We start from the raw sequence: 14,963 nt of genomic DNA, 5'->3' as shown, positions 1-14,963 counted from the left end.
GAAAAGAAAAACGATAACCTGATGGGGGTTTTACGGCTCTGATGAGCGACCAGAATCTACTGGACGAACAGCTGGTTGAACGGGTCCAGCGCGGCGATAAAGCAGCTTTCAACCTGTTGGTAAAAAAATACCAGCATAAGGTGGTCAACCTGGTTGCCAGGTATGTCAACAATCCCGGTGATGTGCCCGATGTGGCGCAAGAGGCCTTTATAAAAGCCTACCGTGCATTGCCGACATTCCGTGGCGAAAGTGCTTTTTACACCTGGTTGTACCGAATTGCCGTGAACACGGCGAAGAATTATCTCACCTCCCAGGGGCGCAGGCCGCCCAGCAGTGATGTGGAGGCTGACGAAGCGGAGTCTTATGGTGGTAGTGAAGCCTTGCAAGAGGTTTCAACCCCGGAAAACCTGGCGCTGACTGACGAGATCAAACGCACCGTGTTTTCCGCCATAGAGGCATTGCCGGAAGACCTGAGGACAGCGATCACCCTTCGCGAACTGGAAGGGCTGAGCTACGAAGAGATTGCCGAAATCATGGATTGCCCTGTGGGTACGGTCAGATCCCGTATCTTCCGGGCGAGGGACGCAATCGATAAAAAGCTGCAACCTCTGATCGAGAATTAACTGGGGAAAGACGGGTTAACTTATGGCAAATAAAGAGCAAATCTCTGCCCTGATGGATGGTGAGCTGAGTGACGCAGAGGTACTGAACGAGCTGGAGATGGACTCTGACTTGCAAGATACCTGGGGTCGTTACCACCTGATCGGCGATGCCATGCGGGGTGACCTGCCGGTCAATCTGCAACTGGATCTCAGTGACAGCATCATGGCTGCGCTGGAGGATGAGCCCACCATACTGGCACCCAAGCCGGTCGAGACGGCTCCCGTGCTGCAACCTGCCGTTGCACCGGTCAAGACAGATTCTAATGTGGTTCCGTTGTTCCGCCGTGTCGGTCAGCAGCTGGGTCAATATGCCATTGCGGCATCCGTGGCCGCTGCCGTTATCTTCGGGGTGCAGCAGTATCAGGGGCAGGATGGCGTTCCGGCCAATCCGGTGCTCAATACCATTCCAATCGGTGGCAGTGCGGCGCCTGTGAGTGTTCACTATCCGCAACAGGATGGTGCCCGTGCCCGTCAGCAGGGGCTGACCGAACAGCAGATGCAGGAGCAGCGGGAGCGGATCAACGCCTTCCTGCGTGACCACCAGTTGCAGCAGCGCCTGTTGCAAGACAGACAGATCCAACAATAACGAATTGTCAGGGATACAAACGTGCGCCAGTCCAGCCGTATTTTGCTGGCCTCTCTCCTGCTGATTAGTGCCAAGGCCTCGGCCGACGATAAGTCGGCCGAGGCCTTGTTGCAGCAGATGCAGAGTGCCGTGCAGCAACAGAATTTCGAGTTGTCCATGGTCAAGGCCCGCCAGGGGCGTCTTGAACCGATCCGGATCAGCCATGCCGTCATCAACGGCAAGGAAGTGGCCCACCTCAGTTACCTTGACGGCAAGGCGATCGAGTATCTCCAGCGCCAGAACGAATACACCTTCTTTGAAAACAGCCACGACCCCTATACCCTGAAGGATGCCCGCTTCCCCGGCATCTGGTCGACCCTGGTGAAGATGCCGTTGGCACAGGTGCTGGAGAGCTATGATCCTGTGCTGGCCGGTCGCAGCCGGGTTGCCGGTGTGGTGGCGCAGGTGGTGAGGCTGGTGCCTAAAGAGGCCGACAAATATGGTTTCGTGCTCTGGATTGACGAGCAGAGCCACTTGCTGCTGCGGATCGACATGGTTGAGCGGGAAGGCAATCTGGTGGAGCAGGTACTTGGTGTCGAACTGGATCTGCAGAGCAAACCGGCCCCCTGGCTGGTGAAGCTGGCCAACAGCAAGCAGCCTCCGGCGCTGGCGCTGGAGGATGCCTATCCGGCGCCACAACAGCAGTTGAACTGGCAGATCACCTGGTTGCCCGATGGCTTCAAGGTGCTGTCGCAAGACCGGCACCAGCTGGTGACCACCAGTATGCCGGTGGATTACATGATGCTCTCCGACGGGCTGGTGGATCTCTCAGTCTATGTCTCCCGGGTGGATCCCAAGCAGGCGGTGCGCCAGCAGCTGATCCGCCAGGGGGCGACCTCGCTGGTGAGCTATGTCAACGAGGTGGGGGTCGAGATCACCGTGGTCGGCGAGGTGCCTGCCGAAACCGCCAAGCGCATCGCCGAGTCGGTCCAGCCGCTGGCCCGCAACGAAGCGGTGCAGTAACGGGGGCTGCGGGGTTCTTCCCCGCTTGCCGAGCGTGGCGAGTCGTGGTCAGATCCCCTGATTGTGTGAACCCGAGGTGTTGCCGTGAATGAGATGAGTGAAGAGCTGGCGACCGTGGTGGCCATTGAGGGTGACCATGCCTGGGTGGAGTGCGAGCGTCGCTCCGCCTGCAGTGGTTGTCAGCAGCAATCCAACTGCGGTACCGGCACCGTGGCCAAGGCATTTCCCCTGAAAGCTCCCCGCTTGCGAGTCAGGCTGACCGCCGAGGTGCGGGTTGGCCAGCAAGTGAGGCTCGGTATCCCGCAAGAGAGTCTGCTGAGCGGGGCTGCGCTGGTCTATGTGTTGCCGCTTTTCTGTCTGTTGGCCGGCGCCTTGCTGGGGCAGCTCTGGCTGGCGCCGCTGCTCTCGGGCGGGGAGGGGATTACCATTCTCTGCTGCCTGCTGGGGGGCGTGCTGGGCTTTTTACTGGTTCGTTACTTTTCCAACCGCCTGGATCAGGGGCGCTACGGCCCGCAGATGCTCGGCGTCGTGGTCCCTGTCCGCATCCTCCCCTGACCGAACAGGCGCTATTTCACTGGCGCTGGCGACTAAAGAATGGCCGTCAGCCGGGTTATCCAGTAAAATCGCGCCTCCATAACTGACCTTAACTAATTTTGAGTGACTCTTGCTCGATGAAACACATTCGTAACTTTTCGATTATTGCGCACATCGACCACGGTAAATCGACCCTGTCGGACCGTCTGATCCAGACTTGCGGTGGCTTGTCCGACCGCGAGATGCAGGCTCAGGTGCTTGACTCCATGGATCTGGAGCGCGAGCGCGGCATTACCATCAAAGCACAGAGTGTGACCCTGAACTACCAGGCACAAGACGGTAACACCTACCAGCTGAACTTTATCGACACCCCGGGCCACGTGGATTTCTCCTACGAGGTCTCCCGCTCTTTGGCGGCCTGTGAAGGGGCGCTGCTGGTGGTGGATGCCGGCCAGGGGGTTGAGGCACAGACTCTGGCCAACTGCTATACCGCCATGGAAATGGATCTGGAAGTGGTGCCGGTGCTGAACAAGATTGACCTGCCGGCCGCAGAACCCGAGCGGGTTGCCGAGGAGATCGAAGACATCGTCGGTATCGACGCGGTCGATGCGGTGCGCTGCTCCGCCAAGACCGGTCTGGGTGTTGATCTGGTGCTGGAAGAGATCGTTGCCAAGATCCCGGCGCCGGAAGGTGACCCGGATGCCCCGCTGCAGGCGCTGATCATCGACTCCTGGTTCGACTCCTATCTGGGCGTTGTCTCTTTGGTGCGGATCAAGAACGGTTCCCTGAAGAAGAACGACAAGATCAAGGTGATGAGCACCGGTCAGGTGTGGGGTGTCGATCGTATCGGTATCTTCACGCCCAAGCAGGTGGATACCCAGGGTCTGGGTTGCGGCGAGGTAGGTTGGGTTGTCTGCGGCATCAAGGACATCCACGGCGCGCCGGTGGGCGATACCCTGACTCAGGCCAAGAACGGTGCCGACAAGGCGCTGGCTGGCTTCAAGAAGGTGAAGCCGCAGGTTTATGCGGGTCTGTTCCCTATCTCCAGCGATGACTACGAGTCGTTCCGTGACGCCCTCGACAAGCTCTCCCTGAACGATGCCTCCCTGTTCTTCGAACCGGAGAGCTCCACTGCGCTGGGCTTCGGCTTCCGTTGCGGCTTCCTCGGCATGCTGCACATGGAGATCATTCAGGAGCGTCTGGAGCGTGAATACGATCTGGATCTGATCACCACGGCGCCGACCGTAGTGTACGAGATCGAGCTGACCGACGGTTCCACCATCCACATCGACAGCCCGGCCCAGATGCCCGCCATCACCAGCATCAAGGAGATGCGCGAGCCGATCGCCGAGTGTCATATCTTGCTGCCGCAGGAGTACATGGGCAACGTCATCACCCTCTGTATCGAGAAGCGTGGCGTGCAGACCAACATGGTCTATCACGGCAAGCAGGTGGCACTGACCTATGAAATCCCGATGGCGGAAGTGGTGCTCGACTTCTTCGACCGTCTGAAGTCCACCAGTCGCGGTTACGCCTCGCTGGACTACGGCTTCAAGCGTTTCGAAACCTCCGACATGGTCCGTCTGGACATCATGATCAACGGTGAGCGCGTCGATGCCCTGGCCATCATCACCCACAAGGACAACGCCCAGTATCGCGGTCGTCAGGTGGTGGAGAAGATGCGCGAGCTGATCCCGCGCCAGATGTTCGATATCGCCATTCAGGCGGCCATCGGCAACCAGATCATCGCTCGCAGCACAGTCAAGGCTCTGCGTAAAGACGTAACCGCCAAGTGCTACGGTGGTGACGTGAGTCGTAAGAAGAAACTGCTGAACAAGCAGAAAGAAGGTAAGAAGCGGATGAAGTCCCTCGGCCGTGTCGACGTGCCGCAGGAAGCCTTCCTCGCGATTCTCCACGTCGGAAAGGATTAATAGATGGCAAGCACGTTTTCCCTGATCCTGGTGGTGGTCTGCGCGATCACCGGTGTTATCTGGTGTCTGGACAAGATGATTTGGTCCAAGCAGCGCGCCGCCAAGATTGCCGTGGCTCGTGCCCATGGCGGTGCCCACCTGGATGAGAAGACCCTGGCCAAGGTCGCCCCCGTGCCGGTCTGGATTGAGCAGACCGCCGGGGTCTTCCCGGTCATCACCTTTGTGCTGATCCTGCGTTCGTTCATTTTTGAACCGTTCCAGATCCCGTCAGGTTCCATGATGCCCACCCTGCTGGTGGGCGATTTCATCCTGGTGGAAAAATTTGCCTATGGTCTGCGGGACCCGGTGACCAACACCAAGTTCCTCGAGACTGGCGAACCCAAGCGTGGCGACGTGGTGGTGTTCAAGTATCCCCTTGAACCGCGCGTTGACTACATCAAGCGGGTGGTCGGCATGCCGGGTGATCGGGTCATCTATCGCAACAAGGAGCTGATGATCCGGCCCAAGTGCGAAGAGCAGGAAGGGAAAACGTGCCCGGGCTTCAAGAAGCTCGACGTCAAGTTTGAACAAAGAGGCGAATTTACCCAGATGGGGATCCCCCTTGACCGCTATACCGAGCAGTTGGGTGATGTCTCCCACGAGACCCTGCGCAATCCGCTGATGCCCGACATGGTTGGCCGTTACTATCGCCAGCCCGGCACCTACCCCGACGAGTGGGTGGTACCGGAAGGCCAGTATTTCGTGATGGGCGACAACCGCGACAACAGCACCGATAGCCGCTTCTGGGGCTTTGTGCCCGAGCAGAATCTGGTCGGCAAGGCGGTCGCTATCTGGATAAGTTTTGAATTCGAGCGCGAAGAAGGCTCCCTGCTGCCAAGTTGGGTACCGACAGGTGTGCGCTTCAACCGCATTGGCGGAATCAAGTAAATGAATATCAAGATGAACAGACTGCAGTCCCGTCTCGGGCATGTCTTTGCGGATCTGGAACTACTGACCCGGGCGCTGACTCACCGCAGCGCCGGCTCCCGTCACAATGAACGACTGGAATTTCTGGGTGACTCGATTTTGAGTCTGGTGATTGCCGACGATCTCTTCCACCGTTTCCCGCAAGCGGCGGAAGGGGATCTCAGCCGGATGCGCGCCACCCTGGTGCGCGAGAAGACCCTGGCCGAACTGGGCCGGGAGTTTGACCTTGGTGATCACCTGATCCTGGGCCCCGGCGAACTCAAGAGCGGCGGTTTTCGCCGTGAATCTATCCTGGCTGACACGGTCGAGGCGGTGATCGGTGCCGTCTATCTGGATACCAATCTTGAGACGGTGCGGACACTGCTGCTGAGCTGGTATGCCAGCCGCCTGGAAGAGATCAAGCCGGGCATCGAGCAGAAGGATCCCAAGACCCGTCTGCAAGAAATTTTGCAGGGAAGCCGCAAATCCCTGCCGACCTACACCGTGACCAACGTCAAGGGCGAGGCACACAACCAGGAGTTCACCGTCCAGTGTGACGTGGAAGGTCTGGATGGTCCCCTCGTCGGGGTCGGCACCAGCCGTCGCAAGGCCGAACAGGCCGCGGCGCAGCAAGCATTGGAAAAACTGTCATGACAGATACTACCTATTGCGGCTTTGTCGCCATCGTGGGCCGCCCGAACGTGGGCAAGTCCACCCTGCTCAACAAGCTGCTTGGCCAGAAGGTCAGCATCACCTCGAAGAAGCCCCAGACCACCCGTCACCGGATTTTGGGGATCGATACCGAGGAGAACTACCAGACCATCTATGTGGATACCCCGGGTCTGCACATTGAAGAGAAACGGGCCATCAACCGCCTGATGAACCGTGCCGCCACCAGTTCGCTGGGTGATGTGGCCATGGTGGTGTTCATGGTCGACGGTACCCACTGGACCAAAGACGACGAGATGGTGCTGGGCAAGCTGCGCAATCTCAAGTGCCCTGTGGTGCTGGCGGTCAACAAGATCGACAACGTCAAAGAGAAAGAAGATCTGCTGCCCCACCTCGAGTGGCTGGGCCAACAGATGAACTTCGCCCATATTCTGCCCATCAGTGCCGAAAAGGGCACCAATGTGGAGAAGATCCGCGAGTGGGCCAAGGATCTGCTGCCGGAAAACGTCCACTTCTTCCCGGAAGATTACGTGACTGACCGCTCCTCCCGCTTTATGGCCTCCGAAATCATCCGCGAGAAGCTGATGCGCTTCACCGGTGAGGAGCTGCCCTACTCGGTGACGGTGGAGATCGAGCGCTTCAAGGTGGAAGAGAACGGCCTCTACCACATCCACGGCCTGATCCTGGTCGAGCGCGATGGCCAGAAGAAGATGGTCATCGGCAACAAGGGCGAGAAGATCAAGACCATCGGCACCGAAGCGCGCCTCGATATGGAACGTCTGTTCCAGAACAAGGTGCACCTCGAGCTGTGGGTCAAGGTCAAATCCGGTTGGGCTGACGATGAGCGCGCCCTGCGCAGCCTCGGGTATGGCGACGACTGATTGCTGACCCCGGCTTTCGTCATCCACAGTCGGCCCTATCGGGAGACCAGCCAGCTGGTCGAGGTCTTCACCCAGGATAGTGGCCGATTTACTCTGGTGGCTCGCGGTTCTCGCGGGCCACGCTCCCCTCTCAAGGGGCTGCTGCAACCCTTTACCCTGCTCACCATCGCCTGGCGCGGCAAGGGGGATCTCAAGAACCTCACCCAGGTCGAATGCCCGGATCACTCCCTGCGTCTCGGCGGCGATCGTCTCTTCTACGGCCTCTATCTCAACGAGCTTGTTTACTACCTGCTGGAAGCGCACACCCCGTTCCCAGAAGTATTCGATGCCTATGCCCGTGCCATCATGGCGCTGGCCGATGGCGAGACGCCGGAGCTGCCGCTGCGTCGCTTCGAGTTCCTGCTGTTGCAGGCGCTCGGTTATGCGGTGGATTTCGAATACACGGCGGACGACGAGTCGCCCATCGAGCCGACCCTGCTCTATGGCTTCGAGCGTGAATTGGGCTTTGTTGCTTGCGAGCGGGCGCCGGATCCCCGTACCCTGTTTCTCGGTGCCCACCTGCTCGCCTTTGCCGAGGGACGTTTCGATACCCCTCCCTTGCTGCAGGCGGCCAAACGTTTCAGCCGACTGGCGCTGCAACCCTATCTGGGCAAGCGTCAGCTAAAGAGCCGGGAGCTGTTTTTAAAACGCAAAGCCAGTATGCAAGGCTGACACAGATTACAGACATACGGATATTGGCGCGGTGTGATTCGCTGACCGCGCAGTCAACAGATGAAGCCTTTCAAGGAGTTCTCAATGAGTGAAATCTATCTGGGTGTGAACATCGACCATATCGCCACCCTGCGCAACGCCCGTGGCACCCAGTATCCTGATCCGGTACAGGCCGCCTTCGTGGCCGAGCAGGCCGGGGCCGATGGCATTACCGTGCATCTGCGTGAAGATCGCCGCCACATCACCGACCGCGATGTGGAGATCCTGCGCCAGACTATCCAGACCAGAATGAACCTGGAGATGGCGGTGACCGAAGAGATGATCGGCATCGCCTGCCGCATCAAGCCCCACTTCGTCTGTCTGGTGCCGGAGAAGCGCACCGAAGTGACCACCGAGGGCGGTCTGGACGTGGCCGGTCAGCTGGACAAGGTGACTGACGCCGTTGCCCGCCTCTCTGCTGTGGGTGCCCAGGTATCCCTCTTTATCGACGCCGATCCCATCCAGATCGATGCGGCTGCCGAGAGTGGCGCCCCCTTTATCGAGATCCATACCGGCCGTTACGCCGATGCCACCACAGATGCCGAGCGCAACGCCGAGTTCAAGCGTATCGCCGCCGGCGCCTCCTATGCTGCTGGCAAGGGGCTCAAGGTCAATGCCGGCCATGGTCTGCACTACCACAACGTCAAGGCCATCGCCGCTATCCCCGAGCTCTATGAGCTCAACATCGGCCACGCCATCATCGGTCGTGCTGCCTTTGATGGTCTGGCTAAAGCCGTGAGCGATATGCGCCTGCTGATGCAGGAAGCTCGTCAGGGGATCTGAGTTGCAAAATAGGCCCGCGGCCTGAGACTGGTCGCCAGAAATAACAAAGGACGCCACGGCGTCCTTTATTATTTCTGGCCCTGTTCAAGCGAGGGCGGCACCCGCGCAGTAATAACCCAGCACAATCGGCTATAAGCAGTTGATGTCAAAAGGGTTACACTGGTTGACCCTGTCAGTTGGACGAGATTGTTATGGATCATCCCTTGTACCACCCCGATATCACCGAACTTGAACCTGTCGCCCGTGCGGCGGGAGCGGCCATCATGGCCATCTACAGCCAGCTCTTCGCGGTGGAGTACAAGAGCGACGAGAGCCCGCTTACCGCGGCCGACAAGGGGGCTCATGATGTGATCGTTCAGGGGTTGGCACGGCTGACTCCGGATATTCCCGTATTGTCGGAGGAGTCTGGGTTCGAGGTGATGGCGGCGCGCCACGGCTGGTCCCGCTACTGGCTGGTGGATCCCCTCGATGGCACCAAGGAGTTTGTCTCCCGCAACGGCGAGTTCACCGTCAATATTGCGTTGATTGAAGAGGGGGCGCCGCGCTGGGGGCTGGTCTATGCCCCTGTGCTGGACAAGCTCTGGTATGGCGGAAAGGGGCTCGGTGCCTGGCGCATCGCCGATGGCAAGCGCGAGCCTATCCAGACCTCGCCTCATCGTGAAGGCGAGGCGTGGCGAGTGGTGGGCAGTCGCAACCACCTGTCGCAGGAGACCTTCGATTTCTTGGCACCTTTTGGCGAGATCGAGCTGGTTTCGATGGGAAGCTCCCTCAAGTTCTGTATCATCGCCGAGGGGGGCGCCGAGCTCTATCCGCGCCTTGCTCCTACCTGCGAGTGGGATACCGGCGCTGCACAGGCGGTGCTGGAGGGGGCGGGTGGCAGCGTCACCCAACTCGATGGCTCATCCCTTGCTTACAACAAGCCCGATATCCTCAATCCCTGGTTTGTCGCCAAGGCATAAACGAGATATCGGGATGCAAAAAGGCCGGACTGGAATGAACTTCCAGTCCGGCCTTTTTTATTTCGCTATGCGCTTTGCGGTCAGAAGACCTTTTTGAACGGCTTGATGGTCACTTTGGCATAGACACCGGCGGCCACATAAGGGTCGGCATCGGCCCAGGCTTTGGCGTCCGCCTGCGAGGCAAACTCGGCGATGACGGTGCTGCCGGTAAAACCTGCATCTGCCGGATCCTCTGCATCGATTGTAGGATTCGGACCGGCGGTCAGCAGGCGACCTTCATCCTGCAGGGCTTGCAGCCGAGCCAGATGGGCAGGGCGAACTTGCTTGCGCAGTGGCAGGCTATCGGGGACATCTTCGGAGTAGATGAGATACCACATGAGACAATCCTTTTCTGATGAGGGTTACTTTTTGGGTTCGTCTTTTTGCTGGGACAACTGCTCGGCAGGGATGTGGCGGTAGAGATAGACGCCGCTCAGCAGGGTAAAGACCAGCGTCATCCCCAGTAGGCCGAACACCTTGAAGTTGACCCACATCTCCTGCGGCAGGTTGAACGCCACATAGAGGTTGAGCAGGCCACAGACGGTAAAGAAGCCGACCCAGCCGAGATTGACTGTGTCCCAGACCTTATCGGGTGCTTGCAGCTCCTTGGCCAGCATCTGTTTGATCAGATTCTTGCCAAAGCCGTAGCGGCTGATGAGCAGACCCAGTGCGAACAGCACGTTGATGACAGTCACTTTCCACTTGATAAAGGTGTCATCGTGGAAGAAGACGGTGAGGCCGCCGAAGAAGCCGACCAGCAGGAAGGTAAAGAGCTGCATCTTCTCGACCTTGCGATAGCGGATCCAGCTATAGGCGAGCTGCAGACCGGTGACCACCACCAGTGCGCCGGTAGCCATGTAGATGTCGTAAAACTTGTAGACCGCAAAGAAAACGACAAGTGGAATAAATTCAATAAATTGCTTCATTGTTGGCGCCTAGTCCTCAAAGATGGCCTGCAAATTTCGCCCAGTCTACCTGTACAGCAGACAACGGCAAATGAATAAGACCGCTCATTTTTACGCCGGTTCCGCGCTGTCGCCAAACAGTTGGCGTGCAATGGAGATCCCCAGTCGCTGCTGATCGGCCAGCAGGTCGCGGATATGGCGCTCTTCAATCAGGGGGTTGAGCAGCACGGCGCGCAGCAGGGTGAGAGGTTGGGTACCGTAGCGCACCACAGCGCGCTGGGTGCGGGAGACAAAGCTGTGCCCCTCGGCCCGCTGGGCTTTTTGTAGCGCCACGTTGAAGGCGTTGATCTGCTCGTTGGCCGCTTCGTCCAGCACCTTGCCCTGCAGATGGGGCGGGATGCAGCGGTAGGAGAGCAGGTTCATCACCGGAGCAGACATCAACTCGAAGGCAGGATCGCTTTCGATGAGCTCTGCCATCATTCGGGCCCGGTCGTAGTTGGCTTCGATAAGCTCAGCATAGCCTTGCTGGCCGAACAGCTGGAAAGCGGCATCCAGATAGAGGGCATTGGCCGGGCGGGTGCCCTCCAGGGTAAAGCGACCCTGATCGAACGAGGTGGCGCGAATGGCATAGGGCGCCTCTCGCTTGACTGCCATCATCAGGTCGGGCTGGCGGCAGAGCAGCATGCCGGTACCGAGTGGCACCAGCAGCTGTTTGTGGCCATCCAGAGTGACGGTATCTGCGCGCTCGATCCCGGCCAGCAGGTTTTGATAGCGGGGGGAGAAGAGGGTCGGGCCACCCCAGGCGGCATCCACGTGGAAGTGGATCTGCTCGCGCTCGGCGATGGCCGCCAGTTCTGGTAGCGGATCGATGGAGCCAAAGTCAGTACTGCCCGCCACGCCGACCAGCGCCAGCACCTTGAGTTTCAGTTCCTTGCACTGGATCAGTGCCTGCTCCAGCGCAGCCAGACTGAGCCGGTTCTGCTCGTCAGTCTCAAGGCGCCAGACGCTGCGAGCGCCCAGCCCCAGCAGATCCATCCCTTTGTCGAAGGAGTAGTGCATCAGCCGGGAACCCAGAATGACGGCGCCCCGATAGCCCTGCTCATAGAGGGCGAACAGGTTGTCGCCGCAGGCGCGGTTGCGGGCCAGCCACAGTGCCGTGACGTTGGCGATGGTGCCGCCGCTGGTCATGACACCGAGGGCGGCATCCTTGGCATGCATCTGTTCTCCGTAGAAGGCATCGTCCCGGCCATAGATGAGGCGGTGCAGCTTGGCCAGCACCTCTCGCTCCAGAAAGCTGAGCAGGCGGGAGGACTCCATCTTCATCGGATTCTGGTTCAGCATCACCAGCAGGCGCGACAGCTCGGCGGTATAGGTTGGCAGGGGCGCCGTCATATGGCCCATGTAGCGTGGCGAGGTGAGGTGCGAGGCGCCGGGCACCAGAGTAGCCAGCCGTGCCAGATACTCCTCGATAGAGTGGCCGACTGCAGGCATGCGGGATTGATCGAGCTGGTGGGTGAACAGGTCGCGCTGATAGGGGGCCTGACTGTCGTCGGAGTGGTGGAAGCTCTCCAGCAAGGTGTTCATCGCCTCGCCAAAGGCGGGATCCGCTTGTGCAAACAGCTCAGTCAACTTCATCAGGTTCTCCAGACCAGGTCACCGGGGTAGGCGTCTATGCCCCTTGTCTCGGGCATCGGCGGCAGAGCATACACCAAAGGGGGGCGGGTGACAGCCACCCCATTTTTTAAGCGAACACTTGTACTCCGAAATGGTGCTGGGTAGAGTGAGCCACAGTTATTGTGGAGTCGATGTTATGAGTGGTGTGATGGATTACTCCCCCCGGGAGGAGCTGGCAAACCGGCTGAGTCACGGTGCGGGATTGTTGCTGGGGATTGTCGGGCTGGTGCTGTTGCTCATCAAGGGATGGGGGCAGGGTACGCAGGCGCTGGTGAGCTACAGCCTTTATGGCGGCAGTCTGGTGCTGCTCTATCTCGCCTCGACCCTCTATCACAGCATGGGGTCAGGGCGGGCCAGACGCTGGTGCAAGGTGTTTGATCACTGCGCCATCTATCTGCTGATTGCCGGCACCTATACCCCCTTCCTGCTGGTGGCGCTCGACACGCCGCTGGCGAAGGGGTTGATGGTGGTGATCTGGGCCCTGGCGCTGGCTGGCGTGGTGTTCAAGCTGGTGTTTATCAACCGCTTCAAGAAGTTGTCGCTCTTTACCTACCTGATGTTGGGCTGGCTGTCGCTGGTGGTCATCTACCAGCTCTATATCCATCTGGCCGGTGAGGGGCTGCTGCTGCTCGGGCTTGGCGGCCTTATCTACAGCCTCGGGGTCATCTTCTATGTGGCCAAGCAGATCCCCTATAACCACGCCATCTGGCATCTCTTTGTGCTGGGTGGCAGCGTTTGTCACTTTATGGCCATTTACGGCTACGTCGCCTAACGTCTTGCAACTAGCCCTTAATTGGTATTTTTAGCGCGTAAAAGGATAAATTCGTGCGGTATCACACAGTTGGCATCAGCGTTTGCTGACAAGCTAGGGCCAGTTCAATTCGCAAAGGATGCACGAAATGAGTGAAATCGCGCTTTCCATCAGCATGTTGTCGCTGGTGGCAGTGCTAGGACTCTGGCTGGGAAACTGGCGAGTCTATGGCGTTGGATTGGGAATAGGGGGGGTGCTGTTCGGCGGCATCATAGTGGGTCACTTTGCAGGCGCCTCCGATCTCGCGCTGGATGCACAAACGCTTCACTTTATTCAAGAATTTGGCCTGATCCTGTTTGTCTATACCATCGGCATCCAGGTCGGGCCGGGTTTCTTCTCGTCATTGCGCAGTTCGGGTCTCAAACTCAACGCCTTTGCCGCCTTGCTGGTCATCCTTGGCTGCGTGGTGGCCGCTGGCTTGCATCAATTTTTCGATGTGCCGTTGCCGGTCATTCTGGGGGTCTTCTCCGGTGCCGTCACCAATACGCCATCCCTCGGTGCGGGCCAGCAGATCCTGGCCGAGCTGGGCGCCGCGCCCGGTTCTACCGGCCTGATGGGTATGGGATATGCGGTTGCCTATCCGTTTGGCATCTGTGGCATTTTGCTCACCATGTGGCTGGTCAGGGTCTTCTTTCGCATCAAGATCGACGATGAAGCCGCCCAGTTCGAGCTACAAACTGGTAAAACCAAAGAGAGCTTGCAGACCATCAACATCGCGGTGCGCAACCCCAACATGCACGGCCTGATGCTGAGCGAGATCCCGAGTCTCGACGAGTCTGATGTCATCTGTTCACGGCTCAAACGGGGCGACGAGCTGATGGTGCCACGGCCGGAATCCCGTATCGAACTGGGTGACTTGCTGCACCTGGTGGGTGAGCGTCACGCGCTGCACAAGGTGTTGCTGGTGTTGGGGGAGGAGGTGGAGACCTCGCTCTCGACCCGGGGCACCGATCTGCGCGTCGAGCGAGTAGTGGTGACCAACGAGCAGGTTCTTGGCAAGAAGATCCGCGATTTGGACATCAAACAGCGCTATGACGTGGTGATCTCCCGTCTCAACCGTGCCGGTATCGAACTGGTGCCGACCAGCCAGACAAGCCTGCAGTTTGGTGACATCCTCAACCTGGTTGGCCGTCTCGACGCCATCGAAGCTGTCACCAATGTGGTCGGCAACGTGCAGCAAAAGCTGCAACAGGTGCAGATGTTGCCGGTATTTATCGGGATTGGCCTTGGCGTATTGCTCGGCTCCATCCCCTTCTACCTGCCCGGTTTCCCGGCCGCTCTCAAATTGGGTCTGGCGGGTGGGCCGCTGGTGGTGGCGCTGATCCTGTCTCGGATCGGCAGCATCGGCAAGCTTTACTGGTTCATGCCCCCCAGTGCCAACCTGGCGCTGCGGGAGATCGGGATCGTGCTGTTTCTGGCGGTGGTCGGCTTCAAGTCCGGTGCCGGCTTCGTCGATACCCTGATCAACGGTGATGGCCCAGCCTGGATGCTCTACGGTATGGCGATTACCCTGATCCCGCTGCTGGTAGTCGGTGTGCTGGCGCGCCTCTACGGCAAGATGAACTATCTTACCCTGTGCGGCTTGCTGGCTGGCTCCATGACAGATCCTCCCGCGCTGGCCTTTGCCAACGCCATGCACCCGACCAGTGGCGCCAGTGCGCTCTCATACGCCACTGTCTACCCGCTGGTTATGTTCCTGCGGATCATCTCGCCACAGCTGCTGGCTATCATCCTCTGGGCGGGGGCCTAGGGTTAATCCTGACAGGAGCATGCGTTGTCATGCTCCCGTCATCATTCTGTAATTTATTGATAATTTTGGTTTTTGCCATTCT

16 protein-coding genes are annotated in these 14,963 nt (G+C 59.0%); 13 read left to right on the top strand and 3 right to left on the bottom strand.

Features of this window, described 5'->3' with window-relative positions; translation table 11 throughout:
- The first annotated feature begins 41 nt into the window (after positions 1-41).
- The 11 genes from rpoE (at position 42) to cysQ (ending at position 9,702) form a co-directional block, all read left to right on the top strand.
- Positions 42-623: an RNA polymerase sigma factor RpoE gene (gene rpoE, locus ACTG2U_RS08695; protein ID WP_439974360.1), complete on the top strand. Its 582-nt coding sequence runs from the start codon at positions 42-44 to the stop codon at positions 621-623.
- Between the two features lie 22 nt (positions 624-645).
- Positions 646-1,248 (top strand): sigma-E factor negative regulatory protein, encoded by a 603-nt coding sequence (locus tag ACTG2U_RS08690; protein WP_421271381.1) that lies wholly within the window; start codon positions 646-648, stop codon positions 1,246-1,248.
- 21 nt (positions 1,249-1,269) lie between these two features.
- Entirely contained in the window at positions 1,270-2,250 is a 981-nt protein-coding gene (locus ACTG2U_RS08685) for a MucB/RseB C-terminal domain-containing protein (protein ID WP_005335407.1), read from the top strand.
- Positions 2,251-2,343: 93 nt separating this feature from the next.
- Positions 2,344-2,805 (top strand): SoxR reducing system RseC family protein, encoded by a 462-nt coding sequence (locus ACTG2U_RS08680; RefSeq protein ID WP_439975116.1) that lies wholly within the window; start codon positions 2,344-2,346, stop codon positions 2,803-2,805.
- A gap of 116 nt (positions 2,806-2,921) precedes the next feature.
- A complete protein-coding gene (lepA, locus tag ACTG2U_RS08675; protein ID WP_005335396.1) occupies positions 2,922-4,715 on the top strand; it encodes a translation elongation factor 4 in 1,794 nt (597 codons plus the stop codon).
- A 3-nt stretch (positions 4,716-4,718) separates the two neighbouring features.
- Positions 4,719-5,642, top strand: coding sequence for a signal peptidase I (gene lepB / locus ACTG2U_RS08670; protein ID WP_005335395.1), 924 nt, complete (start codon positions 4,719-4,721; stop codon positions 5,640-5,642).
- The gene (gene rnc / locus ACTG2U_RS08665) at positions 5,643-6,314 is read left to right on the top strand and encodes a ribonuclease III (protein WP_005335394.1); all 672 of its coding nucleotides are present in this window, start codon (positions 5,643-5,645) and stop codon (positions 6,312-6,314) included. It abuts the gene before it with no gap.
- The gene (gene era, locus ACTG2U_RS08660) at positions 6,311-7,210 is read left to right on the top strand and encodes a GTPase Era (protein WP_042053921.1); all 900 of its coding nucleotides are present in this window, start codon (positions 6,311-6,313) and stop codon (positions 7,208-7,210) included. The genes rnc and era overlap by 4 nt, the downstream gene beginning before the upstream one ends.
- Complete coding sequence (recO, locus tag ACTG2U_RS08655) at positions 7,211-7,921, top strand: DNA repair protein RecO (RefSeq protein WP_005335391.1); 711 nt, start codon at positions 7,211-7,213, stop codon at positions 7,919-7,921. It begins immediately after the preceding gene.
- An 84-nt stretch (positions 7,922-8,005) separates the two neighbouring features.
- A complete protein-coding gene (gene pdxJ, locus ACTG2U_RS08650; protein ID WP_005335389.1) occupies positions 8,006-8,743 on the top strand; it encodes a pyridoxine 5'-phosphate synthase in 738 nt (245 codons plus the stop codon).
- A gap of 191 nt (positions 8,744-8,934) precedes the next feature.
- Entirely contained in the window at positions 8,935-9,702 is a 768-nt protein-coding gene (cysQ, locus tag ACTG2U_RS08645; RefSeq protein ID WP_439974359.1) for a 3'(2'),5'-bisphosphate nucleotidase CysQ, read from the top strand.
- An 80-nt stretch (positions 9,703-9,782) separates the two neighbouring features.
- On the opposite strand, the gene ACTG2U_RS08640 is transcribed toward cysQ, so the two are convergent.
- From ACTG2U_RS08640 to ACTG2U_RS08630, 3 genes are all read right to left on the bottom strand, one after another.
- Positions 9,783-10,079: a YciI family protein gene (locus ACTG2U_RS08640; RefSeq protein WP_368152575.1), complete on the bottom strand. Its 297-nt coding sequence runs from the start codon at positions 10,077-10,079 to the stop codon at positions 9,783-9,785.
- 24 nt (positions 10,080-10,103) lie between these two features.
- A complete protein-coding gene (locus ACTG2U_RS08635) occupies positions 10,104-10,667 on the bottom strand; it encodes a septation protein A (RefSeq protein ID WP_439974358.1) in 564 nt (187 codons plus the stop codon).
- 90 nt (positions 10,668-10,757) lie between these two features.
- The gene (locus ACTG2U_RS08630) at positions 10,758-12,281 is read right to left on the bottom strand and encodes an aminotransferase class V-fold PLP-dependent enzyme (RefSeq protein WP_439974357.1); all 1,524 of its coding nucleotides are present in this window, start codon (positions 12,279-12,281) and stop codon (positions 10,758-10,760) included.
- Between the two features lie 175 nt (positions 12,282-12,456).
- Here ACTG2U_RS08630 and trhA point away from each other — a divergent pair, with 175 nt between their 5' ends.
- Together trhA and ACTG2U_RS08620 are read left to right on the top strand one after the other, a co-directional pair.
- Positions 12,457-13,092, top strand: coding sequence for a PAQR family membrane homeostasis protein TrhA (gene trhA / locus ACTG2U_RS08625; RefSeq protein WP_042080056.1), 636 nt, complete (start codon positions 12,457-12,459; stop codon positions 13,090-13,092).
- A gap of 127 nt (positions 13,093-13,219) precedes the next feature.
- Positions 13,220-14,881 carry a putative transporter gene (locus ACTG2U_RS08620; protein WP_005335335.1) on the top strand — a complete coding sequence of 554 codons (1,662 nt, stop codon included), beginning with the start codon at positions 13,220-13,222 and terminating at the stop codon, positions 14,879-14,881.
- Positions 14,882-14,963: the final 82 nt, after the last annotated feature.

The organism is Aeromonas sp. 95A, assembly GCF_051919235.1.
Lineage (GTDB): Bacteria > Pseudomonadota > Gammaproteobacteria > Enterobacterales > Aeromonadaceae > Aeromonas > Aeromonas veronii.
This window is presented reverse-complemented; position numbering and strand designations above follow the sequence as displayed.